Raw genomic sequence first — 25,466 nt, 5'->3', positions numbered from 1 at the left:
CGGCCCATGTTCGACCATTCGAACCTTCAAGTATTTGCCAACCATACCCGGGCCGCAGCGGAGAACATGGCCTACACACTGCAGCGGACGGCACATTCGGCCTTCGTCAAGGAGACGGAAGATTTCACGGTCATGTTGATCAATCGCAAGGGCGAAACCTTCGGCGTCCCGATGGGGCTCGGCGCGACATGGTATCCGGGGCTTACCTATACCCGGGCCATCGAAATGATCGGGGAATACAGGCCGGGCGACGTTGCCTTTACCAACGATCCCTATTCCTGCTTCGTGGCCACTCACGCGCCGGACACACACCTTTGGAAGCCGGTTTTCTATGATGGTGAAATCATCGCCTGGACCGGCGGGCATATCCACAACACCGACATGGGTGGTGCCGTGCCTGCTTCCCTGTCGCGTGCGCTGACAGAGATCCACCAGGAAGGCATTCGCTTTCCGCCGATGAAGCTGGTCAACGAAGGTGTCTTCGATGAAGACATCCTCAAAATCATGACCACGAATGTCCGCAAACCAGACCTTAATATCGGCGACATCAAGGCGCTGGTCGGTGCGCTGAACACCGGTGAACGGAAGATCCTGGCAATGGTAGAGAAATTCGGCAAGCAGGCATTTCTCGAAGGCGCCGAAGTCCTTCTGGATCACGCGGAAGCACAGGCTCGCGATCTCCTGCGGGCGATGCCGGACGGCATTTGGGAATTTGTCGATTATGCCGACGAGGATTCCATAGAAGCCAATCCATGCCGCCTGAAGCTGACGCTGACGATCAAGGGTGACGAGGCGATACTCGATTTTACCGGATCCGATCCGCAGCTCGGCTCGTCGCTCAATGTTCCGTCGGGCGGCGATCCGCGCCACACCATGCTGCTGGTCGGCGTCTATTACATTCTCTACACGCTAAATCCCAAGATCCTGCTTAACACCGGCTTGACGCGCCCTTTCACCTGCGTTGCCCCGCAGGGGAGCGTGCTCAATCCGGTGTCGCCGGCGGCTGTCGGCATGCGTTCGCTTACCTGTGCGCGCCTCCGGTCCGTGATCTTCGGCGCCTTCAGCCAGGCTATTCCCGATCTGTTGCCTGCTGCACCGGCCGGCAACAATTGCATCGTCAACGTCATGACCACTGACGAACGGACCGGCCGCAGCGTGATTGCCGCCGTCAATCCGGTGGTTGGCGGCGGCGGTGGGATGCCACATCGCGACGGGACCAATGGTTCCGGTGCCGATGCTGCCTATCTGAAGAACACGCCGATCGAAATCACGGAAACCGAAGTGCCGATCGAGTTCGTCAAATACGGGCTTGCCAGGGATAGCGGCGGTGCCGGCCGCTGGCGCGGCGGTCTGGCGACCGAAATGGCGTTCCGCGTGTTCACGCCCGGCAGCCGTATCACGGCCCGCAACCGCGACCGCAGTTTCTTCCGTCCCTGGGGATTGCTCGGCGGCAAGGCAGCAGGGCTCTCCAACATGGTGCTCAATCCCGGGCGCGAGGACTATCGCCGGCTCGGCAACATCGATACTGCAGTCCTGCAGCCGGGCGATGTGCTTGAGATCCGCTCGGCCGGGGGCGGCGGTCGCGGAAATCCGCTCGAGCGTGAGGCCTGGCGCGTGCTGCAGGATGTGGAGCGCGGCTACGTTTCCCTTGAAGCTGCCGAGCGCGACTACGGAGTGGTCATCCGGGCTGGCAAGGTCGACGAAGCCGAAACGTCCAGTCTCAGGGCATCGCGTGCGGCTCCCTCTGCCCACTTCCACTATGGCAGCGAGCGCGAAAGCTACGAGGCGCAGTGGACATCCGCCGCTTACGACCTGCTCACGGATATTCTTGCCGGCCTTCCCATCCACTGGCGGTTCTTCACCAAGACGGAGATTTTCCGCCGAATGGCGGGACGTGCCGGACATGAGGGCGTCGCGGCAGCGCTTGGCGATGTTTGCGCACGTTACCCGGAGATGCCCGAGCCTCGCATTCCGATCAAAGAGGCGGCTGAATGAGCCAGGACCTGGGTCTAACTGGAGAAGTGGGGCGTATCGTGCGCCTCGCCGAGCAGGACCGCCAACCCGTCCGCTTCCTGCTCGACGGCATTGAACGCCAAGTGTTGGCCGGCGACACGGTACTGACCGCCATGCTGACATTTTCTCGCATTCTTCGGCAATCCGAGTTTGGGCCGGAGGGGCGAGCTGGTTTCTGCCTGATGGGCGCCTGTCAGGACTGCTGGGTCTGGCACCAGGATGGGACCCGCCTGCGTGCCTGTTCGACCCTCGTCGAAAACGGCATGTCCTTAATGACCCAGGCGCCGGGAGATTGGCCATGACGATGGCGGCTGAGCGGAAGGCAACTGTGATTGTCGGCGCTGGTCCGGCGGGCATACGCGCAGCCGAGCTTCTTGCAGCCGCCGGTATCCGCCCCGTCGTCATCGATGAGGGATTGAAGGCGGGCGGCCAGGTATATCGTCGTCCGCCGCAGGGCTTTGGGCGCCCGGCCGAGCAGCTTTATGGGTCGGAGGCGGGCAAAGCGCTTGCCCTTCATGCTCTCTTCGATCGTCTGGTGGCTCGCGGGGAGGTCGAATACTATCCTCAAAGTTCAGCGATGGCGCTAGCGGACAATGTGCTGCAGGTGCTCACGCCCGCCGGTCGCCGGGAATTCGCCTATGACCGGCTAATTCTCGCGACCGGCGCGACCGACCGGCTGGTGCCGCTACCTGGCTGGCAAGCTCCGGGGGTCTACAGTCTCGGAGCCATGCAAATCGCGCTGAAGGCACAAGGCGTCGCCTTGGGGCGAAGGATCGTCTTGGCGGGCTCCGGACCACTGCTGACCCTCGTTGCGGCCCAGCTTTTGAAGGCAGGGGCAAATGTCGTGGCCATTCTCGATACCGCCTCACTTCGAAATCAGATCCTTGCCCTACCGGGCATGATGGCAAGGCCGGCTCTGGTCCTGCGGGGCCTGGCGATGCGACTGAAACTCGGCCGCCTATATCGCGCAGGCGTGACGCTGACGGATATCGTCAGCGACGAAAGCGGCCCGGGGGCCGTTCGTTGGCGGGATGCCGGCGGGTGCGACCATCATACCGAATGCGATGCGGTCGGCATTGGCTGGCACTTAAGGGCCGAGACACAACTTGCCGGCCTGGCCCAATGCAGTTTCGATTATGGTCCGGGCTGGGCTCAATGGTTGCCGCGGGCCGATCGAATGGGCCGCTGTATGGAGGGTGTCTATCTTGCCGGTGACAGCTTGCGGATCCTTGGGGCGGATGGCGCCGAAGTTGCCGGACGGCTTGCCGCGAGTGCCTGCCTTGCCGATATCGGGCTGCCTTTTCCGGATCCGGCACGGGATCTCCGCCTGATGGCCCGCTACGAGCGCTTTGCTCGCGCCGTCGCCAGCGCCTTTCCCTGGCCTGTGGACATGATCCGATCCACACCTGATGAAACGATGGTCTGCCGCTGCGAAGGTATCAGCGCAGGCGATCTTCGCCGGAGTGTTGACTATGCCGGAGGTGAAGCAAACCGGGTAAAGTCAATGGTGCGGGTGGGTATGGGACGTTGTCAGGGGCGGTTTTGTCAGCTGGCCGGCGCGGAACTGATTTCGGCGCATGTGGGAATCCCTGTTTGCGACGTCGGTCGACTGCGCGAGCAGGCGCCGGCTCGTCCGCTGCCCGTCGGATCCTGGATAAGCGAGGCATAATCAGGTTCGCTTTGACCCAATGGGGACGATTTTTATCCCCATTGCGCTTCGCCATCCTTCAACACGACGGCACAGGCCTCGCGCAGATAGTCGCGTATGGCAAGGTGACTGCCAGTCAAAGGACGGTCCCGGCTGGTCAGCAGCGCGATTGGAACCGTCTTTCGTGGCAGAAGCGGCCGACGCAGGAGGCCGGGAAACTGTTCCCACGGCAGGAGGCCATCCACGATCGCGACGCCAAAGCCGTTACGGACAAACGGCAAGGCGGTAATGGAGATATCGATTTCGATCGCGGGATTGAACGACTGATTTTCCGAAGCTGCGGCATTGGCAAGGAGCTGACCGGGGAGGGTATCGGCGCGGTAGGAAATCAGCGTCTCGTTCTGAAGATTGGCAAATGTAATGCTGTCGCGCGCGGCAAGATGGTGCCCCTCCGGCACGATACAAACAAGTTCAGCATATCCGAGGGTTTCGACATCAATACCAGGCCGCGCTATATTGTTCATGACGATGCCGAGCGGGGCGTCGCCATTGCGGATCATATCCACGACGTTAATCAGCGGAGCGATCAGAGAGCGGACGACGATATCCGGGTAGGTCGTCCTGAAGGCGAGAAGCGCCTTCGGTACGATCGACATGGCAGGTGGCGTCGTGGCTGCGATCCTGATCAGTCCAGTCCGCCCGAAGCGCATGTCGGTCGTTCGGCGTCTAAGCGCTCCGAGCTCGGAAAAGATGCGCCAGGCTTCCGGATAAAGTTCTTCGGCCTCCCGGGTGGGAACCAGCTTGCCTCGCACGCGATTGAAGAGCTTGAACCCCAGCTGGTCTTCCGCATGCAGCAAGATCTGGCTGAGTGCCGGCTGCGTGATGTTGAGCATGGCGGCAGCGCCGGTCACCGTCCCACATCGCATGAGCATGCAAAAGACTTCGAGCTGACGGGCTTGCATCTGGAATTTCCGCGTCCTTGGTTCGGTTGCCGGAGGAGTCTAGGATTGACGAGCCGTTTCAGAAGTCCGCCACCTTACCCCACGCGGATTGCGAGAAACGGTCGGGGTGATAGGGCTTTGCGTCAACAATCGGAGCGGCTCCGGTGACGATATCAGCAATCAGATGGCCGGCTCCCGGTCCGATCCCGAAACCGTGACCGCTGAAACCGGCCGCCAGCACCAAGCCTGGTATGCGTGCGATCTCGCCAATGCCCGGCACGCCGTCCGGCGTCGAATCGATATAGCCGGCCCAACTGGCGGTGATGCGGCGGTTTTTGATCGCCGGCAGCAATTCGACCGCGCGGTCATAGGTAATGCTGATCGTGGCCTTGTCGGCAGCCGGATCGAGGATGCGCATCCGCTCCATTGGCGTCGGCCGATCCAGGCGCCAGCGCGAGAGGTTTTCATGGCCGCTGCGAAAGCCCTCGAAACCCCCGACGGAAAGGGAGCGCCAGCGACGAATGAACATCGGCAGAAACTGTGCTGCGAACCGCATGTTCTGGGGCGTGGGATCGACGCGGCCACGTCCGCTGATGGCGAGCGTATGGCCACCGTCGCCCCTGCGCGTCACCGAAACATGGGCGGTATGGAGAGCATCCGGAAGTTCGCCGTCGCCAGCGCTGACCGAAAGGATCGACGAGCGGATCGACGCCTGCGGGAAGCGGATACCGAGCTGGCGGCAGAAGGACGAAGCCCAGGCGCCTCCTGACAGGATGGCAGTTCTTGTTCTGATCGTGCCTTCCTCGGTCACGACGGCGGAAAGTTTTCCGCCTTCGGTTTCTATGCCGCGAGCCGCGCAATTCTGGCGCAGGCAGCCCCCCAGTTTTATCAGGGCGCGAGCGACCGCAGGGGCGGCGTTGGCCGGATCGGCAATGCCATCTGTCGGTGAAAAGACGCCGCCCTTCCAGATGCGACCGGTCGCCTTGCCGCGCTCGCTGGCTTGACCTGAATCAAGCATATGCGTCGTCACACCGACATCGCGCGCAAAGTCGCGCCAGCGTGCCCACCCGGCTAACTCTTCCTCATTGTTGCTCAGGTAAAAGAGGCCGCAGCGGCGAAAGCCGGTATTTTCCCCGGTTTCCGCGGCGAACTGGTCCCAGAGGTCGAGGCTCTTCGTCGCCATCGGCAATTCCCGGGCGTCACGGTTCTGCTGCCGGCACCAGCCCCAGTTGCGGCTGGATTGTTCGGCACCGACGCGACCTTTTTCGAGGAGAACGACTTTGAGTCCCCGCTTCGCCAGATAATAGGCTGCAAAAACGCCGACAATACCGGCACCGATGACGACGACGTCGGCAGAGGCCGGAAATTCCGGAGAGTTTTCGACAAGGGTAAGCGGTGCGGGCATGGATGCGTGTCTCCTTTCGAGCCGACAGCATAACGAAATGATCGGACATGAAGCTGCCGCACAACAGGGTCATGCAGCATAAGATTCTGCCCGTGGTGAGCCAAGCGGCCTAATGTGCTGGACCAATTCGTGCAGAATGAAATAGCAAAGACGAAGCATGGTGTTATGCTCGATCCGGGAAATTTCGCAGCATAAAATGCCGCCTTATATGGGAAAGATCTGCCATGAAGCTCGACCGTATCGACATCAAGATTCTGTACGAACTTCAGAAGAACGGCCGTATCACCAATGTCGAATTGGCGGAACTGGTCAACCTGTCGCCGAGCCCCTGTCTGATGCGGGTCAAGAAATTGCAGCAGGAAGGCTATATCGAGGGATATTCGGCCCAGATCAATATCGGGAAACTCGGCCAGACGCTGACCGTGTTTACGGAAGTCACGCTCAAGAACCACCGACAGATTGACTTCGCACGTTTTCTCTCGGCAGTGGAGAAGGTCGATCAGGTCGTCGAATGCCATCTCGTCTCAGGTGGCTATGATTACATGCTGAAGTTTGTGACGGCCGGTATCGGAGAATATCAGACGATCATGGAGCGCCTCACCGACATGGATATCGGCATTGACAAGTATTTCAGCTTCGTGGTGCTCAAGTCGCCGATCGTCAAGGCGCACATGCCCTTGACGAGCCTGTTTCCCATGTAGCAGCCGCCAACGGTATGGGCGGTATCTGGCTAGCCATGGCCATACTCACGCTTGAGTTCCGGGTCCTGGATGAGATTGTCGAGCCAAGTCGGATCAAGCTTCGGAACGGATCCGAACAGCAGCTGGGAATAGGGGTGGCGGGGCGCATTTGCGGCTTCGCGTGTGATCTGTTCGACTTTTCTGCCCCCATACATCACGACGATCTCGTCGCAGATCGCCTCGACGACCGATAGATCGTGGCTGATGAAGATGTAGGACAAATGCAGTTCACGCTGCAGGTCCTTGAGCAGGTCGATGATCGCCGCGGCAACGACAGTGTCGAGCGCAGAGGTAATTTCATCGCAGATGATCAGGCGCGGCTCTGCAGCAAGCGCGCGAGCGAAATTCACGCGCTGCTTCTGCCCGCCTGACAATTCCGACGGATAGCGATAGCGAAGCGCGCGGGGCAATTGCACCATGTCAAGCAACTCGTTGACCCTGGCCGCTCGAGCCTTGCGGTCCATCCCATGATAAAAAGTCAGAGGCCGCTCGAGAATATCAGCGATCGATTTTGCCGGATTGAGCGCGGTGTCGGCATATTGAAAGACGATCTGCATCTCGCGCAATTGATCGCGCGTGCGCAATTTCGCGGCGCAGTTCATCTCGTTCCCGTTGAAGCCGATGGTGCCTGACACTGCAGGCAGTATGCCGGCGATTGCCCGCGCCAGTGTGGATTTTCCACATCCGGATTCGCCGATAATGCCGAGATTTCTGCCCTTCGCCACCGCAAGGCTCACGGATTGAACCGCGCACACAGCCGGCAGACCGTTGGCCTGGATATCGCCATAGCCCGCTATCAGACCATCGATGCTCAGCACCGGCGCGATCGAGCGATCCGGGCCGCTGCTGCGGAAGGCCTGTTTCGGCTCGACCGCGGCCAGCAGCTCGCGCGTATAGGGATGGCTCGGCCGTCTCAGGATCGTTTCCGTCTCCGCCATTTCCTGGATTTCGCCGCCCTTAAGCACGGCAATCCGATCGGCGATCTGTGCGACGACCGCCAGATCATGCGAAACGTAGACGCCGGCAATGTCGCCGGCACGGATGACGGACTTGAACGCTTTCAGCACGTCGATTTGCGTCGTCACGTCGAGTGCAGTGGTCGGTTCATCGAATATGATCAGCTTCGGCTCGCCGATCAGGGCCATGGCCGCCGCAAGCCGCTGCAACTGACCTCCCGAGACCTGATGCGGGTATCGTTCGCCAATCGTCTCCGGATTTGGCAGCGACAGCGCCCGGAAGAGCTCGATCGCGCGCTTGCGAGCCCGTTCGGGTGACATCAACCGGTGAATACGGGTGACCTCGATCACCTGCTCCATGATCTTTGTTGCTGGGTTGAAAGCGGCCGCCGCGCTTTGCGGAATATAGGCGACCGTGGTGCCACGGACCTTCGAACGTTTACTCTCGGAAAGGGCAGCCATATCCTGCCCATCGACTTGGACGGTGCCCCCGGAGATGCGGCAGCCCTCCCGCGCATGCCCCATGAGCGTCAGCGCGATCGTTGTCTTGCCAGAGCCGCTTTCGCCGATGAGTGCGACAATCTCGCCCTTGGCGATATTGAAACTGACGCCCTTGATGATCTCGACGATACGCCCGGAGTCGGTCGTCGCCTCAACCTTCAGATTCTTGATTTCAACGAGGTTGGCCAACGTCATGCACTCCTGTCCCTGATCCGGCGCGGCAAGTTGTCGATCAGCAGGTTGACGCTGATGGTGAGACTGGCAATGGCAAAGGAAGGCACGATCACGGCCGGTGCAGCGAAGGGCAGACCGCCGATATTTTCGCGCACTAGCGCTCCCCAGTCGGCATAGGGCGGCTGCAGTCCGAGGCCGAGAAAGGAAAGGCCTGACAAGAGGAGAACGACAAAGACGAAGCGTAGGCCGAAATCCGCCAGAACGGGGCGAATAATGTTCGGCAAAATTTCCGACCCGATGATGTAGCCGACCCGCTCACCACGAGTGCGCGCAACGGTGATGAAATCCATTGAGTTGATGTTGACCGCGAGCGCGCGGGCGAAGCGATAGGCACCGGGCGTATAAATGACGGCGAGTGTGATGATCAGCACCGGAATGGACGAGCCGACGGCGGCAACGACGACCAAGCCGAAAAGCTTGCTTGGAATGGAGTTCAGAGCATCGAGAAAACGGCTCAGGATCGTGTCGAACCATCCACCCATAACAGCCGCGATCATGCCAAGCGTCACACCACAAAGGCAGCATAGCGCGACCGCGGCCAGCGAGATGCCAACCGTATAGCGTGCGCCCATCAAGACGCGCGAGAGCATATCACGGCCGAGATAGTCCGAGCCCAGCCATAGTTGCCGGCTGATCGGGCCAAAATAATCCGTATCGACGATGTCGCCGACGGAGTAGGGGATGATATAGGGCGCAAAGAGGGCGACGATCGTCCAGCCGAGAATGACGGCGAAGGCGACGACGCCAACGAGGCTAACGTTGTAACCAAACATGGATGGAGTGCGGGGAGCCAAGCTTTTCGTCGTCATCGCAGCCTCGGATTTGACAGGATTGCGATGATGTCGGCGGCGGTGATCAACAGGAGATAACCAAGACAGAAGATCATTGCGCAGCTTTGGATGAGTGGGAGATCACGGGTCGCGACTGCATCCACCATCAGCTTGGCGATTCCTGGATAGTTGAAGATAGTCTCGACGATGATCACGCCGCCGACGAGATAGGAGAGCGAAAGCGCGATCGCATTGACGATGGGCCCCAGTGCATTGGGCAATGCATGTCTGAACACCATGCGACCGCGCGAGGCGCCCTTGAGGAGGGCCATTTCGACGTAAGGGGTCTTCAGCGTTTCGATGAGCGCTGCCCGGGTCATGCGGATCATTTGCGCCGAAATGACGAAGGTGAGCGTAATGACCGGCATGGCATAGATTTTCAGCAGGTCGAAGAGCGTATGGGCCTCGCTCGTCGAAGACAATGCCGGCAGCCAGCGCAGATAGACTGCAAATAGTAGAACGGCGAGCGTCGCGACCATGAATTCGGGCACCGATATGACGCCGATCGAGATGACGGTTACGAGCCGATCATAATAGGAGCCGCGAAGCATGGCCGAGGTAATGCCAAGCAGGAGTGCAAGCGGGACCGAAACGAGCGTTGTGATGGCGGCCAGTTCCAGCGTTGCCAGCAGGCGGCGGCCAATCAGCTCCGCAACCGGCATGTTGTTGGCATAGGAGGTGCCAAGGTCACCCTTCATCAGGCCAAAAAGCCATTCCAGGAACCGCAGGATCGCGGGCTCGTCGAGATGCATCGCCCTGCGCAGACCTGCAACTGCTTCCGGCGTGGCCGCCTGGCCGAGCAGGATGGAGGCAGTATCTCCCGGCAGCATGCTGGTCGCGAAAAAGACGGCGAAAGATACGATCAGCAAGGAGATGATCGCAATGAAAAGCCGGTTTAGGACAAGAACGGAGACCTCGTATCTCAAAGACAGTGCTCCTGCGGTGATCTGTGAAACGAACGGCGTTCGCAAGACGGAGATCCCCGGACTTTGCGCCGCCCGGGGAGGTTCAATGGCCGCTAGGCGTCGAGCCACAAATACTCCGCCATTGCATAGCCCATCATGCCACCGAGCGGGTTGGCTTCCAATCCGTGCACCTTGCTCGAAAGTGCATCCACATTCGAGATATAGGCCGGGATGATGGTACCTGCTTCTTCAGCAATCATCACCTGCATTTCGGCGTAGATCTGCTTGCGCTTGGCCTGATCCAGCAAGCCGCGTGCTTCGACAAGCATCTTGTCGAATTTTTCCGACTTGTACTGGCTTTCGTTCCACGGTGCATTCGAAGCATAAAGAAGCGAAAACAGGATGTCCGGCGTCGGGCGCGGATTGATATTGCCGAAATGGATGGGCGCTTTCAGCCAATAGTTATCCCAATAGCCATCGGAGGGAACGCGCTGGACGTCGAGTTTCATGCCGATGTCGGCGCCGGCCGCCTGGATGATCATCGCCATGTCGATCGACGAGGTTGCAGCGTCCGAGGCTATCACCGGAATGGATTGTCCAAGCACGCCCGCCTTTTGAAAATGGAACTTCGCCTTGTCGGGATCGAAGGCCTTAGGCTTCAGATCGTTGTTGTGGTAGATACTGGCGGGGGAGACGGGCTGATCATTGGCAACTTCGCCGAGGCCGCGCAGGGCTGACTTGACGATCTGCTCGCGATTGACCAGGCATTTCATGCCATCGACGAAGTCCTTCTTGTTGCCGGGCGTCATGTCGAGGCGCATGTTGAGATTGGTATAGTTGCCGCTGGTCGTTTTCGAAAGCGTAAAGCCCTGCTGCCCGTCAATCAGCTTCATGGCGCGCGGATTGATCGAAGCGGCGTAGTGAATGTCCCCCGAAAGCAGCGCATTGACGCGGGCATTGTCATCACTGATCGCAAAGAATTCGAACGAGTCGAGATAGGGCTGGCCGGATTTCCAGTAGTTCTTGTTCTTCACTACGACCGAGCGATTGCCCGGGTCGAAGGTTTCGAGAACGAAAGCGCCGGTGCCATTGCCCTTCGAGAAATCGGTCGTGCCGTTGGCGACGATCATGAAGTGGTGCAAGGCGAGAATGGTTGGCAGGTCGGCATTCGGATCGGCCAGGGTAATTTCGACCGTCGACTTGTCGACTGCCTTGAAGCTGGTCATCTGCGCGGCAATCTTGGCGACTTTCGAGCCGACGCCGGGATCGAGATGGCGTTTGAGCGAGAAGATGACATCGTCGGCCGTCAGCTCCTTGCCGTCATGGAATGTCACGCCCTTGCGCAGCTTGATTGTCCAGGTCTTGGCGTCCTTGCTTTCGATGCTCTCGGCGAGTTCCATCTGCGTCACGCCGGCTTTATCGATGAAGGACAGACGATTGTAGAGCGAGCAACAGCGCACATAGTCCGTCGACAGCGATGCCTTGGCAGGATCCAGCGTATCGGCAGTCGAGGACGACCAACCGGCTGCTTTCAGATTGCCGCCGGATTTGGGCGTGGCCGCGACGGCATTCGATGCCCGGCCGAGCACCAGGCCGCCCGCCGACATTGCGACACCGCCTGCCAGAAGCATGGTGAGTAGTTCGCGGCGAGTGGCACCTCGGCGAATGGCATTCTCGACCAATGCGTCGTCGGTGGCGGTCCAGTTTGTAATTCTGTCAGTCATTTCATTCCCCTTTTTCTGTTGGTTGATGGGATACCCGTCTTGGCTGCGAGCTTTCCCGGGTTGGATCATTGTCTTTCGGTCAGCCTCTCTTTCACCGCCGAGGCGAAGGCCGCCATCGACGTGAAATGGTAGTCGGGTTGCGTGAAGCTCTTAGGCTCTATCGTGCCGCCGTAGCCGTCCTGCGCGTGACGGCGCTGGATCCAGCAGTTTGTCATCCCCAACTGGTGGGACACGCCGATATCGTGGTACTGGCTCTGCGCCACGTGGAGAATATCGTCCTTGCCGGCGTTTTCGCCGGATACGAAGTCGAAGACCTGGTGAAAGAAGGCTGGATCCGGCTTTTCCGTGCCGGTGTCGTCGGCGGTGAAGGCAGCATGGAAGGGATGTCCAAGTTCCGCCGAGAAATGTTCGAAAGCCCAGCGGCGGGCGTTCGTCATGGCGATAAGCCGATATTTGCGGGCGAGCTGCGCCAGGGCTGCGGCACTGTCGGGAAAGGCTTTCCATCGCCTGGCGGAATCGCGCAGGCGCTGACCGTAGCTCTCGTCGACCGGCAAACCGAGTTTTGGTGCGATGGCGAGATAGACGCGCACAAGATCATCGGGAAACAGATCCGCATCGTCAGCGTAGCGCGCGGCTCGATAGAGCGAGAGAGCTTCCTCGCCATCGATCATCACCTTCGCCTCAGCTGCAATTTCGCTGAGGCAGGTTTTCAGGCCACCTTCGAAATCGATGAGCGTCCCGACGACGTCAAAGCTCATATATTTGAATTCTGCCAATGGCTTGGTCATTTCGTACCCCAGTCTGCTTGCTGGCGGCGGCAGCGGCCGCTTTGCGAAAGATTATGCTGTTCCGAGGCCTACTCGTTTTCTGATGCTCCCGAATTGCCGGGGCTAGGCCATTCCTTCAGGCAAGTTTGGCATTTCGATCGCACCGTTTGCGCCGAATCGGACCAGTGGTGCGGCACAAAATTCCGAAAAACGCCTGCGCGCGGTATATCGGTCCCGGGCCTTGACGGGTTCATCCCTTGAGCGCCCGGCGGACGTCGGGATCTTCGAGCGTCTGATCAAGCGTCCTTTCCGTTCGTTTGATGATTGCTTCGATGTCAGCGTCGGTGCAGCAAAGCGGCGGGGCGTAACCCAGCACGCCATTGGCGAAGGCGCGGAGGACCAGGCCGTTTTCCCAAGCCCGATCGAAAATCCGGCGCGAAGGCTGGGCTTCCGCTGGCAGCGGCGTTTTTGCAGCCTTGTCGACGACCAATTCGATCGCAGCCAGCATGCCGCGACCGCGGACGTCGCCCACCAGGGGATGATCTCGCAGGCTTTCAAGGCCGGCCATCAACATCGCACCAGCCTTTATGCCGTTTTCGAGCAGCCCGCCTTCGTAGAGTTTCAATACTTCCAAGCCGACCGCTGCGCTGACTGGATGGGCGGAATAGGTGTAGCCATGACCCACGGCAGAAGTTCCCGCTCGATCGGCAATGACCTGATAGACGTGATCCGCCATGAAGACTGCACCCATCGGAACGTAGCCAGAGGTGAGCCCCTTCGCCGTCGTCATGAAATCGGGAACGATGTCCTCTTCGGAACAGGCAAAGAGAGGGCCCGTTCGGCCGAAACCGGTGATCACTTCGTCGGCGACGAAGAGGATGTCGAGCTCTTTGCAGAGGTCCCGCATAGCCTTCATCCATCCGTTCGGCGGGACGATCACCCCGCCGGAGCCCTGAATTGGCTCTGCATAGAAAGCGGCGACCCGGCTTGCTCCAATCGCTTCGACCTTCGACCTGAGTGCGGCGAGCGAAGCTTGGATGATCGTGTTCGCATCCTGTCCGACGGGGTTGCGATAAGGATAGGGCGACGGAATCTTGTGCTGCCAGTCGAGCGGAACGCCAAAGCCTGTATGGAAATTGGGCAAGGCGGTCAGTCCCGCGCCGACCGTCGAAGAGCCATGATAACCCTGCTCGATCGAGATGAACTGATCGCGTTGCGGTTCTCCGCGCGCAAACCAATAATAGCGGATGAAGCGGACGGTACTGTCGATGGCATCCGAGCCACCTAGTGTAAAATAAATGTGCTTGAGGTCGCCGGGAGCTCGCTCGGCGAGCTCGGCGGCAAGACGGATGGCTGATTCGCAACCAAGACCGAAATAGGCCGTCGCGTAGGGAAGCTCACGCATTTGGCGAGCCGCAGCCTCTACAATCGTTTCGTGACCGTAGCCGGCGTTGACACACCAAAGACCCGCGAAACCATCTACCAGCTGGCGGCCGTGGCCATCGATGATCGTCGCTCCCTTGGCCGATGAAAGCACCCGTACGCCTTGCTGCTCATGGCCGCGATAAGAGGCTACCGGATGCACCAGATGGGCGCGATCGAGCTCGATGAGGGAATTGCTGTACATGTTCTTCTCCGGATCAGCCGAGCGCCTGATTGGCAAGGGCGAAAGTGGTGACGGTCTTCGAATTAGTATGTCTGATGATGGGGTTCGCCATGGCGATGCCGCCACTGACATGGGGGAGCGAATGGCTGGCGAGCCACGGCCCAAGACCGGTTTCCGTGCTGGTGTCGATCCGCAGGAAGGCGCCTGCTTTGCGACACATGAAGTGGGAGAGGAGCGATTTCGCATCCTCGATATCTGGCGCCACGACGGGCCCCACGACCTCGCCTCGGCCAAAGCTGCGAAGGCAGGCGAAGGCGACGACGTTACCGCTGCGGCGGATGACAGCGAATTCACCAAGATCCGCAAAACGTGTAATGAGAGTGGAGCGGTCGGCGCCGAAAGCCTCTCGGTCGAGGGCTGCAATGGCCGGGATATCGGCTTTGGTTGCTGCCTCGGTGTTTTCCGGTTTCTGGGTCGCTGTGACGTGCCCCTGGTGTTGAACGATGGTGCCGATCTGGCGAAACCCCAGTCTTTCATAGAGAGGTAGACCATCGGCAGTTGCGATGAGGCGCAAGGGGCGGTTCTGCGCAAGCGCGAAGGCAGCCTCCATGAGACGGCGTCCCAGTCCGCGTCCCCGCATGCGTTCAGCTACGATCACCATGTTGATCGTAGCGCAGTCGGTTTCATAAGGTGTCAGGAGCGTGGTGCCGACGACTTCATCATCGGCGGCGATCGCAACGACACCTTCGCTGAGATCAAGGGCGACGTTCCAGTCCTCCAGACGATGAGGCCAGCCGGCCTCACGCGACAAGCAGACCGCGGCATCCAAATGTTGCGGACCGAAAGGCCTGATTTCTATCCGTTGCTCCGGCATGACGCTCCTCGAATTTCTTTCGTCCAAGTGTCGGAGCGTCGGGGCCGGAAGATTATCTGAAGGCGACGTCCTTGACGGTATCTTTCGCCGTAGCTGCTCCTTCTTGCCGCATGTTATGCCGTAGCCCTGCTGACAACTGTCTCGAAAGTGGAGACGAAGGACGACCTTGTCGGTCGGTCCGTGCAAGCAAATGCCAAACGAACGCCGCTATACGATACTTTCTGCTCCGAACCTCGCAAAATCAGTGGGCTCCAGTGCCGAAAGCAATCCTATTATCGTGTTCTCCACCAATCGCCTCGAGGGGCAGCACGTAAGGACGAAGCGCATGACCACCTTCCGCCCGAAATACATCACCTTCGATTGCCACGGCACGCTGATCAATTTCCAGATGGCGGAAGCTGCCCGTGACCTTTATGGCGATCGTCTCGATGAAATGGCCATGTTGCAGTTCATCAGGAATTTCGCTGCTTATCGGCTCGACGAGATCATGGGTGACTGGAAGCCTTATGCTGAGGTGGTGCACAATTCGCTCGAGCGGACCTGCAAGCGCAACGGCGTTGCCTTCAAAGAGGAAGACGCCAAGATGGTTTATGAGCGCGTACCCACCTGGGGGCCGCACGCCGACGTTCCGGCGGGTCTTGCCAAGGTCGCGAAGGAAATTCCGCTCGTCATCCTGTCGAACGCGATGAACAGCCAGATCATGTCAAATGTCGCAAAGCTCGGCGCACCTTTCCATGCCGTTTATACGGCAGAGCAGGCCAATGCCTATAAGCCGCGCTTCCAGGCCTTCGAATACATGTTCGATATGCTGGGCTGCGGCCCGGAAGACATTCTGCATTGCTCGTCTTCCTTCCGCTACGACCTCATGTCGGCTCATGATCTCGGCATCAAGAATAAGGTCTGGGTCAACCGTGGTCACGAGCCGGCCAATCCCTATTATGGCTATGTCGAAATCGCCGACATTTCCGGTCTGCCCGGCGTCGTGGGGCTCTGAGAAAGGGCAGCCAGATGAAATATTCCTCTTATTGGCACGATACGGCGCCCCGCTTTGTGGGTGCGGCCGCTGGCCCGGTCGAGGGGCACTATGACGTCGCCGTCGTGGGTGGCGGCTTCACCGGGCTTGGGGCTGCCCGGCAGCTCGCCATGGCGGGGGCGAAGGTCCTGGTTCTGGAGGCCGAGACCGTAGGCTTCGGCGCGTCCGGGCGCAATGGAGGCCATCTGAACAACGGTCTGGCGCATAGCTACATCGGGGCAAAAGCGGAATTGGGCAAGGAGCGGGCGATCGCGCTTTATCGCGCACTGGACGCTTCGATCGACACGCTCGAAGACATTATCGCGGACGAAGAGATCGACTGCAATTTCCGCCGCGCAGGCAAGCTGAAGCTCGCCTCCAAGCCGCAGCATTTCGAAGGCCTGGCAAAGAACTTCGAAGCGGTACATGTCGAGGTCGATCCCGATACCGCGCTGCTTTCCGCCACCGATCTCAAGGACGAGATCGGTTCGCCGTTCCATGGCGCGATGCTGTCCAAGAAGAGTGCCATGATGCATATGGGACGCTATGTCGCGGGATTGGCCGAGGCGGCCAAGCGGCGCGGGGCGGTCATCGTGGAAGGCGCTGCCGTAACGGAACGGAGCCAGTCCGGCGGCAGGCACGTCTTGAAGACCAGTAAAGGCACCGTGACGGCAGACCAGGTCATGATCGCGACCGGCGCCTATACGACAGCCAATTTCGGTTACTTCCGCCGTCGCATCATGGCGGTCGGGAGTTTCATCGTAGCGACACGGCCCTTGACGGATGTGGAGGTTGCCGCGGCAATGCCCGGCAATCGCACCTGCGTGAACACGATGAACATCGGCAACTATTGGCGCCTGTCACCGGATAACCGGCTGATCTTCGGCGGGCGCGCCCGGTTCTCCGCGACGTCGGACCAGCGCTCTGACGCCAGGAGCGGCGCGATACTTCGCGAAAGCCTCGCCCGGATATTTCCCCAACTCGCCGGGGTCAAGATCGACTATTGCTGGGGCGGTCTCGTCGATATCACCAAGGACCGCTATCCACGCGCCGGCTATCATGACGGCATCTGGTACGCGATGGGCTATTCGGGTCATGGCGCACAGCTTTCCACCCATCTCGGTATGACCATTGCGGATGCTATCCTGGGAAGGCCTGACCGCAACCCGCTCAAGGGGCTCGATTGGCCTGCCGTTCCCGGCCATTTCGGCAAGCCATGGTTCCTGCCCTTGGTAGGCTTGTACTACAAAACGCTCGACAGATTTCAGTGACGCGCCTCAACGAAATCAGCAGCATAAGAAGAGGGGCCGCGCTTGCGACCCCTTTTCCAGTCTGAGACACGACAACTCAGTTAAGGCCACCGATATGGAAGGCCTTTGTTTCCAGATACTCTTCGATTCCGAGCTGCGAGCCTTCGCGCCCGAGGCCTGATTGCTTGACGCCACCAAACGGTGCGACCTCCGTGGAGATCAAGCCGGTATTGAGGCCGACCATGCCAAATTCGAGAGCCTCGCCCACCCGCCAGGCGCGCTTCAGGCTCTCGGTATAGAAGTAGGCCGCAAGCCCGTAGGGCGTGCCATTGGCAATGGTGATCGCCTCTTCTTCCGTTTCGAAGCGGAAGAGCGGTGCGACCGGCCCGAACGTCTCCTCGGCGGCGAGCTGCATGGTGATGGTGGCCCCGGTCAGGACGATCGGCGCGGTATATTGCGGGCCGGCCGGCAGGCCTCGCTTGGCTGTCACGATCATTGCGCCCTTGGAAAGCGCGTCTTCGACATGGCGGTTGATCTTGGCGATGGCCGCTTCATTGATCATTGGACCGATCGTGACGCCGGCCTCCGTGCCTGGACCGACCTTCATGGCATCGACGCGGGCGGCGAGCTTCTCGGCGAAAGCATCGTAGACACCGGCCTGGACCAGGATGCGGTTGGCGCAGACGCAGGTCTGGCCGCCGTTACGGAACTTGGAGACGATCGCTCCCTCCACGGCAAGGTCAAGATCGGCGTCGTCGAAGACGATGAAGGGAGCGTTGCCGCCGAGCTCGAGCGAAAGCCGTTTGATGCTGGTCGCGGCGCCGCGCATCAGCAGCGAGCCGACAGGGGTGGAGCCGGTGAATGAAATCTTGCGCACGGTCGCGTTGGCAAGGATTTCGGCGCCGATCTCGGAGGGCATGCCGGTGACGATGTTGATGACGCCGGCCGGGATACCAGCCATTTCTGCAAGCACGCCGAGCGCCAGAGCCGAGTAGGGGGTGAATTCGGAAGGTTTTACCACGACAGTACAGCCGGCAGCGAGAGCCGGGGCGAGCTTACGCGTGATCATCGCATTCGGGAAGTTCCAGGGTGTGATAATGCCGCAAACGCCGACCGGCTCCTTCAGAACGAGGATGCGGCGGTCAGGGGTCGGCGAGGGGATGGTCTGGCCGCCGATGCGACGTGCTTCTTCGGCGAACCATTTGACGAAGGACGCGCCGTAGCGGATTTCACCACGCGCCTCGTCAAGCGGCTTGCCCTGTTCGATCGTCAGAATAAGCGCAAGGTCATCGATATGCTCGAGGATCAGATCATGCCAGGCTTCCAGCATCGCTGCGCGCTCGGCATGCGTGCGCTTCTTCCACGAAACATAAGCCGCATCGGCGGCCTCGATTGCTGACCGGGTTTCATCACCGCCGATATCCGGCACCGTTCCGATGACGGCCTGAGTTGCCGGATCGACGACGGCAACGGTCTTGCCCGAGCGGGCGCAAAGCCAGTTGCCACCGATCAGCGCCTGCTCACGGAATAGGGATGGCACTTTCAAATTTTGCATGTTCAGATCCTCGATAACACTTCAAATCGCGGCGAGCAGTGCTGCGGTGATCGCGTCGGTCCGGTCCTTGCCCGGAAGCGTGCCGATGCCGCTTGCGGTTGTTGCTTCGATCGCCGCCATGACGGCATTTGCCGCGGCCTGCTCGCCCAGATGTTCGAGCATCATGGCACCGGACCATACCGTTGCGATTGGATTGGCAATGCCGAGATGGGCAATATCGGGCGCAGACCCGTGCACAGGTTCGAACATCGACGGAGCGCTCCGCTCAGGGTTGATGTTGGCTGACGCCGCGAAACCGAGGCCGCCCTGGATTGCTGCGCCGAGATCCGTGAGGATGTCGCCGAAGAGGTTGGATGCGACGACAACGTCGAGGGTTTCCGGGGCCATTACCATGCGGGCTGCCATGGCATCGATGTGGTAGCTCGTGACCTCGACATCCGGATAGTCCTGGGCAAGCTGCCGGGTGATTTCGTCCCAGAAGACCATGGAATACTTCTGGGCGTTGGATTTCGTGACCGAGGCGAGCTTGCCGCGCCGGGCTCTTGCCTGCTCGAAGGCGAAACGCAAAATGCGTTCGACGCCTTTGCGGGTGAAGATCGACGTCTCGACCGCAACTTCGTCGGATGTGCCCTGATGGATGCGGCCGCCGGCGCCGGAATATTCGCCCTCGGTGTTTTCGCGGATGCAGAGAATGTCGAAGGCTGCGGCCCTGAGCGGTCCCTGAACACCCGGAAGCAGCCGGTGCGGGCGAATATTGGCATATTGCACGAAGTCTTTGCGGATCGGCAGCAGCAGCCCGTGCAGAGATACGGCATCCGGCACTTCGGCCGGCCAGCCCACGGCTCCGAGCAATATGGCATCGAAACCGCGCAGCGTTGCGATGCCATCGGCGGGCATCATGGCGCCGGTTTCCTTGTAGAAGGCGCAGGACCAAGGAAATTCGGTACCATCGAGCCTAAATCCGCGCTTGTCGGCTGCCTTTTGGAGAACGGACCAGGCGGCGGCGATCATGTCGCGACCGATGCCGTCACCCGGGATCAATGCGATCTTGTAGGTTTTCATGTTCCCTGTCCTCAAAGACTGATCAAAACGCTCTTGCTCTTGCGATTGGCCTGGAATGCCTCGCGGCCGAGATCCTTGCCGATACCGGACTGCTTGTAGCCGCCGGTCGGCAGGATGTGGTCACGTGAGCGGCTATAGCGATTGACCCAGACAGTGCCGGCTTGCAGACGGCGGGTCAGTCGGATGGCGCGCGATAGGTCGCGGGTAAAGAGGCCTGCGGCGAGCCCGTAGCTCGGATGGTCGGCAAGCTGCAGGGCTTCCTCCTCGTCCTCGAATGTCTGGAGCGTCAGCACAGGACCGAAGATCTCCTCGATGATGGCGGGGGAATTCTGGTCGACTCCGGCCATCAATGTCGGGGCGTAGAAATAGCCTGGTGCCTCCATGCGTGTGCCGCCGGCAAGGCATTCTCCGCCGGCTTCGATAGTGGCGGAGACGATCGCATCGATACGCTGTCTCTGCTTCTCCGAGATGATGGGGGAGTAGCGGCTCGCCGCATCCCAGGTAGGAGCGGGAGTAACGCCCTTCATCTGGTTCCGGATGGCATCGATCAGTTCGGCCGCGATCTTTCTCTCCACGATGAGCCGCGATCCGGCGACGCAGGCCTGGCCGGCGTTGCCGACGATACTGGCCGTAACGGCCGCGGCGGCCTTATCGAGGTCCGCATCGGCAAAGACGATCTGGGGGCTCTTGCCGCCGAGCTCCAGCGTCATCGGCTTTATGCCCGTGCGGGCGATGTTCTCCATGATCGCCGATCCGGCCCGGGTCGACCCGGTAAAGCTGATCTTGGCGATTTCGGGATGGCCGGTGATCGCCTGGCCGGTTGTCGCGCCGTCACCCAGCACCACGTTGATCAGGCCGGCGGGAAGGCCGGCACGCACGGCAAGCTGAGCCAGATAGATGGATGAAAACGGCGTCATTTCGGACGGTTTCAGGACGACGGCGTTTCCGGCAGCCAGCGCCGGGCCCAGCTTCCAGGCGGCCATGTTGATCGGAAAATTCCAGGGCGTGATGGCGCCGACCACCCCATAGGGCTCCGTCATGACCATGCCGATATTGGCGTCGTCGGTCGGCACAAGGTCGCTGCCCTCCTTGTCTGCGAATTCGGCAAAGAAGCGGATCTGCTCTGCCGAAATCGCGATATCGCCATCGACCAGCTGGCCTACGGGTCGGGTCGAAGCGACAGCCTCCAATTGGGCCAGTGTTTCTACTTCCTTTTCGATGAGGTCGGCCCAGCGGTGCAGCACGTTCAGGCGCTCGCGCGGGCGGACGCCGCCCCAATTGCTTTCCTTTAATGCCGCCTTGGCCGCCTGAACAGCCTGGTCGACAACGGAGGCGTCCGCGATCGGGCATTCGGCATAGGCCTTGCCATCGGAGGGACGGTGCATGGGAATGACACCGTTCGCAGCCCCGAAATGCCCGCCGATGAAATGTCCGACGGGAAGCGAAAGACTGTCTGGATCGAAGCTCAGGTCCATAATGATACCTCCGGTCAATTTACCGAGATGCTACAGGATCGGAAAAGCAGCTTGATCCGATCGCGTCGGCTGGCGCGGCCGAAAAACACGTTTTGAGGCGGTCCGGCAGCGTATTCTTTGGTCAGGCCAGATGTCGGCGCGGGGCTCGGAAGCCGTGCCGCGGCAGTAAAGCTTAAGGGGTGACCGTCACGTAGATCTTGCGGACCGTTTCGATCGTCTTCCATATTCCGACGAAGCCCGGCTTCATGACGAAACTCTCGCCGGCTCTATAGACGACGGGCTCGCCGCCTTCTGGCGTCAATTCGACGACGCCGGAGAGAATATGGCAAAATTCGAAGGTTTCGCCCTTGATCGAACGGCTGACCCCGGGTGTGGCCTCCCATACGCCTGTGTGCACCGTCTCGTTGCGGGCAACGTCCTGTGCCCAGGTCTTGAGCTTCGGATCTCCCGCGATCAGCCGATCGGCAGCGACAACGTTTTCACGCGGCGCAAAGGACGGGTTGGGATCAATCGTCTTGAGGAGTGACATCGGATTCCTTTCGGGCTTGAGATCAGTAGCCGCGGCGACGGTCGACGAGGCCGAGCGGGTCTAAGCCCGCCCGGATCCGCTTGATGTTGTCGATGACGGAGCGCGCGGCGCTATGGGGCTGAGTGACGCTTGCAATATGCGGCGTCAGCAGGATGCGTTCGTGGTTCCAGAACGGATGTCTGGCCGGCAGCGGTTCGGGATCGGTAACATCGATCACCGCGCCGGCAAGCCGACCGCCGTCGAGCGCGGCCAGGAGATCTTCCGAAACGAGCTGTGGTCCGCGGCCGACATGTACGAGAGCCGCACCCTGCGGCAGTTTCTTGAACAGATCGGCATTGAGAAGACCACGGGTCTCGTCGGTGAGCGGCAGGAGACAGATCAGGATATCGGTCGTGGAAAGTATGGCATGGAGTCCTGCTTGGCCGGCAAAACAGGCAACGCCTTCCAGTTCGCGTTGATTGCGGCTCCAGCCGGAAAGCACAAAGCCGAACGGCTTCAGTCTTTCGAGCACGGCCTGGCCAAGGTTCCCAAGCCCCAGCACACCAATGCGGCGTTCGGCGGCCTGAACCTGTGGCAAGGCATTCCAGACCTGACAGCGCTGTTGGCTGAGATAGGCCGGAAGATTGCGGTGGAGTGCGAGGACGCCAAGCGTCACATATTCCTGCATCATGCGGGTGATGCCGTCTTCGACCATCCGGACGATTTTTACGCGATCGGGGACACGAGCTGGTTCGAACTGGTCGATGCCGGCGCCAATCGAAAACAGAACTTCGAGATTGCGATAGCGCGGCAAGTCGTCCGGAACGGTCCAGGTTAATAGATAGCGCACGGTATCAGGATCGACGGAGGCCGGATCCATGCAAAAGGAGAGATCCGGCAGCTCATGGGCAATGGCTTGCTGGAAGATATGGCCGCGCCGGGCATCCGAGTTGAAAAGAAAGGTCATGAGCTATCTATCCTTCGGTCTTGCGGCATCATGCCAGGCAACGACGGCCGAGAGCCTCGATCATGGCCTGGCAGGCGGCGAGTTCGTCCGTGAGGATGAATTCGTTCGGCTTGTGCGCACGCCCGATATCGCCCGGGCCACAAATGATCGCTTCAAGGCCGGCGCGCTGATAGAGCCCGGCTTCGGTGCCATAGCTGACCGCTGCCAGCGGCTCGATACCAGTCAGTTCCGTCAGCAGATCGGCAAGAGGTGCTGCCCGCTCCAGGGAGAGGGCGGGGTACGAACTTAGCTCCTCCCACTGGACCTGGAATCCAAGGCGCTCGAGCGCCGCAGCGGCCTCGTACACCGGAGTGAGCAGGGCTGCCGGGTCTGCGCTGGAAATTGCCCGTGCTTCGACCTCGAGCTTACAGAAGTCCGGAGTGATATTGACGGCCTGTCCGCCGTGAATGGTGCCGACCGAGACCGATGAATAAGGAGGTTCGAACTCTGCTTCGAATGGTCCCTGTGCAAGAGAATGCGCGGTCGAAATCGCTGCCTGCAAAACATCGGCGGCGGCATGGATTGCATTGAGGCCGAGGTCGGGCCGCGATGAATGACCGGAGCGTCCCTTCAGGATGACGCGAGCGGCGGATTTCCCCTTATGTGCGAGGATGGCGCGCATATTGCTGGGCTCTCCGACGATAACGCCGAGCGGCGTTTGGCAAAGCTCGAGCAGGCGCCCAATGAGATGTGGCACGCCGCGGCAGCCCGCTTCCTCGTCATAGGAAAAGGCCAGATGTATTGGCCGCATGAGAGGGCTTGCCGCGAGCACCGGTACGGCCGCCAGAGATGCGGCTAGAAAACCTTTCATATCGCTGGTGCCACGGCCATACAGCCTGCCGCCATCCACCCGCAGTACAAACGGATTGCTCGCCCATCCCGCCTCGTTGGCCGGCACGACATCCATGTGACCGGAGAGGACATAGCCCGGCTTTTCGCGGGGACCGATCGTCGCAAAAAGGTTCGAGCGGTCACCCTCGGGGCCGACAAGGATATCAATCGTAGCGCCGAAGGACTTCAGATAGGCGCCGATCCACTCCACGATTTCAGCGTTCGGGGTCCCGACGACGGAATCGAAGCCAACCAGTTTTGCCAGAATGTCCGATGCCTGCATTGGTGTTGCCAATCTCCGATTGCGATCCTCGTCTGTGCAAGCGACGTTTTGATCAAGGGAAGGTTAAGCCGCCATCAGAGGAATACCTGCCGAAAGTACGGATCAAACGGTGAATTCTTGCGCCGTCATTTGCATACGCAGTGAAATGTTTCGCAAAGTCTCGGCTAAGCTCGCCAAAAGCATGATGCCGGTCTACGCGAATATGCAGCCGGGAGGATGGGATGGCGGCTGGATCACGAATGGATACAAAGGTACCCGACAGACTGAATGTCGACGCATTTGAACTGCGTTTGGCCGACATTGCAGACGTCGCTCTATCACAGCTTCAGGCTCTCTCGATGTCTGTCGGGTGGCCGCATCGATCGCAGGATTGGCAGCATTTATTAGATGTGGGGCATGGCTTTGTGGCGGTTGACGAAATTGGTAGGGTTTCTGGCTCGACCATGTGGTTTCCGCACGGGGAGAATTTCGCCACATTCGGCATGCTGATCACTGCGCCGCGCCTGCAGACGAACGGTACGGCCGAGTGGCTCGTCAAGCGAATGCTGGAGGAATGCCACCAAGAACGATTAAGGTTGAATGCGACGAGAGCGGCGCGCCGGATGTGCGCGACACTTGGATTTTTGCCGCAACAGACGGTCTTTCAGTGTCAGGGGGAAATTCTGTGTGTGCCTCAGGCGGGCGATATCAGGTCAGGGCTTGAGCTGAGACGGCTCGAACGCAGTGATCTGGATGTCGTTGTGGCCCTGGATGAACCGGCTTTCGGTACGCTGCGCTACCAACATCTCGTGCGATTGTTTGAAAGCTCCATCTGCTACGGTCTTTACGATGGCAGCAATCTGATGGCCTATTCCATGCGGCGCCGGTTTGGCCGCGGTCACGTCGTCGGTCCTGTTGTCGCTTATTGCGAAGAAGACGCGGTTTCTGTCGTTCATCCGCATGTCGTCGCGCATGTCGGCAGTTTTTTGCGCCTCGACACCCATTTTGATGCCGGCCGGTTCGCCAGTTTTATCCAGCAAAGCGGAATGTCAGTCTTTGACACCGTGACAACCATGGTTTCTTCTAAGACTGCCTCATATGGAGGCTTGAACGCAGGTTCTCCGATCGTATTTGCACTTGCTTCGCAGTCTTTCGGATAATTCCAAAGCACTCCCCATTTTATAAATAGCCTTGCCGCTGGCGGCTAAAGCCGTGACAAGAATTCCTTGATCAGGGTGGGGTAGCACTCGGCGAGCTAGCCGAAGTCGAAATGGGAGCGCATGGGATGGCGCTCGGATCGGTAACGCCGCCAGGCTGTCGCACCCCGACGGCGCAAGCAATGCCTGCGAATTTATGAGACC

22 protein-coding genes are annotated in these 25,466 nt (G+C 60.0%); 7 read left to right on the top strand and 15 right to left on the bottom strand.

Features of this window, described 5'->3' with window-relative positions; genetic code table 11:
* Nucleotides 1–6 precede the first annotated feature (6 nt).
* Genes BN77_RS21760 through BN77_RS21750 form a run of 3 tightly spaced genes read left to right on the top strand, consistent with a single transcriptional unit; the run spans nucleotide 7 to nucleotide 3,682 of the window.
* Nucleotides 7–1,995 (top strand): hydantoinase B/oxoprolinase family protein, encoded by a 1,989-nt coding sequence (locus BN77_RS21760; RefSeq protein ID WP_007536042.1) that lies wholly within the window; start codon nucleotides 7–9, stop codon nucleotides 1,993–1,995.
* A complete protein-coding gene (locus BN77_RS21755) occupies nucleotides 1,992–2,315 on the top strand; it encodes a (2Fe-2S)-binding protein (RefSeq protein ID WP_007536040.1) in 324 nt (107 codons plus the stop codon). Before BN77_RS21760 ends, BN77_RS21755 begins: the two co-directional genes overlap by 4 nt.
* A complete protein-coding gene (locus BN77_RS21750) occupies nucleotides 2,312–3,682 on the top strand; it encodes an FAD/NAD(P)-dependent oxidoreductase (RefSeq protein WP_007536038.1) in 1,371 nt (456 codons plus the stop codon). Before BN77_RS21755 ends, BN77_RS21750 begins: the two co-directional genes overlap by 4 nt.
* 32 nt (nucleotides 3,683–3,714) lie before the next feature.
* On the opposite strand, the gene BN77_RS21745 is transcribed toward BN77_RS21750, so the two are convergent.
* Nucleotides 3,715–4,623, bottom strand: coding sequence for a LysR family transcriptional regulator (locus BN77_RS21745; RefSeq protein ID WP_007536035.1), 909 nt, complete (start codon nucleotides 4,621–4,623; stop codon nucleotides 3,715–3,717).
* Nucleotides 4,624–4,681: 58 nt separating this feature from the next.
* Entirely contained in the window at nucleotides 4,682–6,007 is a 1,326-nt protein-coding gene (locus tag BN77_RS21740; RefSeq protein WP_007536032.1) for an NAD(P)/FAD-dependent oxidoreductase, read from the bottom strand.
* Between the two features lie 224 nt (nucleotides 6,008–6,231).
* Between BN77_RS21740 and BN77_RS21735 the strand changes: the two genes are divergently transcribed.
* Nucleotides 6,232–6,708, top strand: coding sequence for an Lrp/AsnC family transcriptional regulator (locus BN77_RS21735; RefSeq protein WP_007536030.1), 477 nt, complete (start codon nucleotides 6,232–6,234; stop codon nucleotides 6,706–6,708).
* A gap of 29 nt (nucleotides 6,709–6,737) precedes the next feature.
* Here BN77_RS21735 and BN77_RS21730 read toward each other — a convergent pair whose 3' ends face one another.
* From BN77_RS21730 to BN77_RS21700, 7 genes are all read right to left on the bottom strand, one after another.
* Nucleotides 6,738–8,393, bottom strand: coding sequence for an ABC transporter ATP-binding protein (locus BN77_RS21730; protein ID WP_040678615.1), 1,656 nt, complete (start codon nucleotides 8,391–8,393; stop codon nucleotides 6,738–6,740).
* 2 nt (nucleotides 8,394–8,395) lie between these two features.
* A complete protein-coding gene (locus BN77_RS21725) occupies nucleotides 8,396–9,247 on the bottom strand; it encodes an ABC transporter permease (RefSeq protein ID WP_007536025.1) in 852 nt (283 codons plus the stop codon).
* Nucleotides 9,244–10,194 carry an ABC transporter permease gene (locus BN77_RS21720; RefSeq protein WP_007536023.1) on the bottom strand — a complete coding sequence of 317 codons (951 nt, stop codon included), beginning with the start codon at nucleotides 10,192–10,194 and terminating at the stop codon, nucleotides 9,244–9,246. The genes BN77_RS21725 and BN77_RS21720 overlap by 4 nt, the downstream gene beginning before the upstream one ends.
* 92 nt (nucleotides 10,195–10,286) lie before the next feature.
* Nucleotides 10,287–11,897 (bottom strand): ABC transporter substrate-binding protein, encoded by a 1,611-nt coding sequence (locus tag BN77_RS21715; protein ID WP_007536020.1) that lies wholly within the window; start codon nucleotides 11,895–11,897, stop codon nucleotides 10,287–10,289.
* Nucleotides 11,898–11,962: 65 nt separating this feature from the next.
* Nucleotides 11,963–12,685, bottom strand: coding sequence for an HAD-IA family hydrolase (locus BN77_RS21710; RefSeq protein WP_007536018.1), 723 nt, complete (start codon nucleotides 12,683–12,685; stop codon nucleotides 11,963–11,965).
* A gap of 229 nt (nucleotides 12,686–12,914) precedes the next feature.
* A complete protein-coding gene (locus BN77_RS21705; protein WP_007536015.1) occupies nucleotides 12,915–14,291 on the bottom strand; it encodes an aspartate aminotransferase family protein in 1,377 nt (458 codons plus the stop codon).
* A gap of 13 nt (nucleotides 14,292–14,304) precedes the next feature.
* Nucleotides 14,305–15,144, bottom strand: coding sequence for a GNAT family N-acetyltransferase (locus BN77_RS21700; RefSeq protein ID WP_007536013.1), 840 nt, complete (start codon nucleotides 15,142–15,144; stop codon nucleotides 14,305–14,307).
* 325 nt (nucleotides 15,145–15,469) lie between these two features.
* Between BN77_RS21700 and BN77_RS21695 the strand changes: the two genes are divergently transcribed.
* Together BN77_RS21695 and BN77_RS21690 are read left to right on the top strand one after the other, a co-directional pair.
* On the top strand, nucleotides 15,470–16,138 hold the full coding sequence (locus BN77_RS21695) for a haloacid dehalogenase type II (RefSeq protein WP_007536011.1): 669 nt from the start codon (nucleotides 15,470–15,472) through the stop codon (nucleotides 16,136–16,138).
* A gap of 14 nt (nucleotides 16,139–16,152) precedes the next feature.
* Complete coding sequence (locus tag BN77_RS21690; protein ID WP_007536010.1) at nucleotides 16,153–17,427, top strand: NAD(P)/FAD-dependent oxidoreductase; 1,275 nt, start codon at nucleotides 16,153–16,155, stop codon at nucleotides 17,425–17,427.
* Nucleotides 17,428–17,503: 76 nt separating this feature from the next.
* Here the strand turns inward: BN77_RS21690 and BN77_RS21685 are convergent, their stop codons facing one another.
* The 6 genes from BN77_RS21685 to argE all read right to left on the bottom strand — a co-directional run bounded on the left by BN77_RS21685 (nucleotide 17,504) and on the right by argE (nucleotide 24,126).
* Nucleotides 17,504–18,961 (bottom strand): NAD-dependent succinate-semialdehyde dehydrogenase, encoded by a 1,458-nt coding sequence (locus BN77_RS21685; RefSeq protein WP_007536008.1) that lies wholly within the window; start codon nucleotides 18,959–18,961, stop codon nucleotides 17,504–17,506.
* 21 nt (nucleotides 18,962–18,982) lie between these two features.
* Nucleotides 18,983–20,023, bottom strand: coding sequence for a tartrate dehydrogenase (locus BN77_RS21680; protein WP_007536006.1), 1,041 nt, complete (start codon nucleotides 20,021–20,023; stop codon nucleotides 18,983–18,985).
* An 11-nt stretch (nucleotides 20,024–20,034) separates the two neighbouring features.
* Nucleotides 20,035–21,498 (bottom strand): aldehyde dehydrogenase family protein, encoded by a 1,464-nt coding sequence (locus BN77_RS21675; protein ID WP_007536004.1) that lies wholly within the window; start codon nucleotides 21,496–21,498, stop codon nucleotides 20,035–20,037.
* 172 nt (nucleotides 21,499–21,670) lie between these two features.
* The gene (locus tag BN77_RS21670) at nucleotides 21,671–22,027 is read right to left on the bottom strand and encodes a cupin domain-containing protein (protein ID WP_007536001.1); all 357 of its coding nucleotides are present in this window, start codon (nucleotides 22,025–22,027) and stop codon (nucleotides 21,671–21,673) included.
* A 22-nt stretch (nucleotides 22,028–22,049) separates the two neighbouring features.
* Nucleotides 22,050–22,973 (bottom strand): 2-hydroxyacid dehydrogenase, encoded by a 924-nt coding sequence (locus BN77_RS21665; protein ID WP_007535999.1) that lies wholly within the window; start codon nucleotides 22,971–22,973, stop codon nucleotides 22,050–22,052.
* A 28-nt stretch (nucleotides 22,974–23,001) separates the two neighbouring features.
* Nucleotides 23,002–24,126, bottom strand: coding sequence for an acetylornithine deacetylase (gene argE, locus BN77_RS21660; RefSeq protein WP_007535997.1), 1,125 nt, complete (start codon nucleotides 24,124–24,126; stop codon nucleotides 23,002–23,004).
* Nucleotides 24,127–24,365: 239 nt separating this feature from the next.
* On the opposite strand from argE, the gene BN77_RS21655 reads away from it, so the two are divergent.
* On the top strand, nucleotides 24,366–25,265 hold the full coding sequence (locus BN77_RS21655) for a GNAT family N-acetyltransferase (RefSeq protein ID WP_040678291.1): 900 nt from the start codon (nucleotides 24,366–24,368) through the stop codon (nucleotides 25,263–25,265).
* Nucleotides 25,266–25,466: the final 201 nt, after the last annotated feature.

Source organism: Rhizobium mesoamericanum STM3625, from assembly GCF_000312665.1.
Taxonomy (GTDB): domain Bacteria; phylum Pseudomonadota; class Alphaproteobacteria; order Rhizobiales; family Rhizobiaceae; genus Rhizobium; species Rhizobium mesoamericanum.
This window is presented reverse-complemented; position numbering and strand designations above follow the sequence as displayed.

Coding starts and splice junctions, on each gene's coding strand:
- BN77_RS21760 (WP_007536042.1), top strand. CDS start 7: ATGTTCGACCATTCGAACCTTCAAGTATTTGCCAACCATACCCGGGCC.
- BN77_RS21755 (WP_007536040.1), top strand. CDS start 1,992: ATGAGCCAGGACCTGGGTCTAACTGGAGAAGTGGGGCGTATCGTGCGC.
- BN77_RS21750 (WP_007536038.1), top strand. CDS start 2,312: ATGACGATGGCGGCTGAGCGGAAGGCAACTGTGATTGTCGGCGCTGGT.
- BN77_RS21745 (WP_007536035.1), bottom strand. CDS start 4,623: ATGCAAGCCCGTCAGCTCGAAGTCTTTTGCATGCTCATGCGATGTGGG.
- BN77_RS21740 (WP_007536032.1), bottom strand. CDS start 6,007: ATGCCCGCACCGCTTACCCTTGTCGAAAACTCTCCGGAATTTCCGGCC.
- BN77_RS21735 (WP_007536030.1), top strand. CDS start 6,232: ATGAAGCTCGACCGTATCGACATCAAGATTCTGTACGAACTTCAGAAG.
- BN77_RS21725 (WP_007536025.1), bottom strand. CDS start 9,247: ATGACGACGAAAAGCTTGGCTCCCCGCACTCCATCCATGTTTGGTTAC.
- BN77_RS21715 (WP_007536020.1), bottom strand. CDS start 11,897: ATGACTGACAGAATTACAAACTGGACCGCCACCGACGACGCATTGGTC.
- BN77_RS21710 (WP_007536018.1), bottom strand. CDS start 12,685: ATGACCAAGCCATTGGCAGAATTCAAATATATGAGCTTTGACGTCGTC.
- BN77_RS21705 (WP_007536015.1), bottom strand. CDS start 14,291: ATGTACAGCAATTCCCTCATCGAGCTCGATCGCGCCCATCTGGTGCAT.
- BN77_RS21700 (WP_007536013.1), bottom strand. CDS start 15,144: ATGCCGGAGCAACGGATAGAAATCAGGCCTTTCGGTCCGCAACATTTG.
- BN77_RS21695 (WP_007536011.1), top strand. CDS start 15,470: ATGACCACCTTCCGCCCGAAATACATCACCTTCGATTGCCACGGCACG.
- BN77_RS21690 (WP_007536010.1), top strand. CDS start 16,153: ATGAAATATTCCTCTTATTGGCACGATACGGCGCCCCGCTTTGTGGGT.
- BN77_RS21685 (WP_007536008.1), bottom strand. CDS start 18,961: ATGCAAAATTTGAAAGTGCCATCCCTATTCCGTGAGCAGGCGCTGATC.
- BN77_RS21680 (WP_007536006.1), bottom strand. CDS start 20,023: ATGAAAACCTACAAGATCGCATTGATCCCGGGTGACGGCATCGGTCGC.
- BN77_RS21675 (WP_007536004.1), bottom strand. CDS start 21,498: ATGGACCTGAGCTTCGATCCAGACAGTCTTTCGCTTCCCGTCGGACAT.
- BN77_RS21670 (WP_007536001.1), bottom strand. CDS start 22,027: ATGTCACTCCTCAAGACGATTGATCCCAACCCGTCCTTTGCGCCGCGT.
- BN77_RS21665 (WP_007535999.1), bottom strand. CDS start 22,973: ATGACCTTTCTTTTCAACTCGGATGCCCGGCGCGGCCATATCTTCCAG.
- argE (WP_007535997.1), bottom strand. CDS start 24,126: ATGCAGGCATCGGACATTCTGGCAAAACTGGTTGGCTTCGATTCCGTC.
- BN77_RS21655 (WP_040678291.1), top strand. CDS start 24,366: ATGGATACAAAGGTACCCGACAGACTGAATGTCGACGCATTTGAACTG.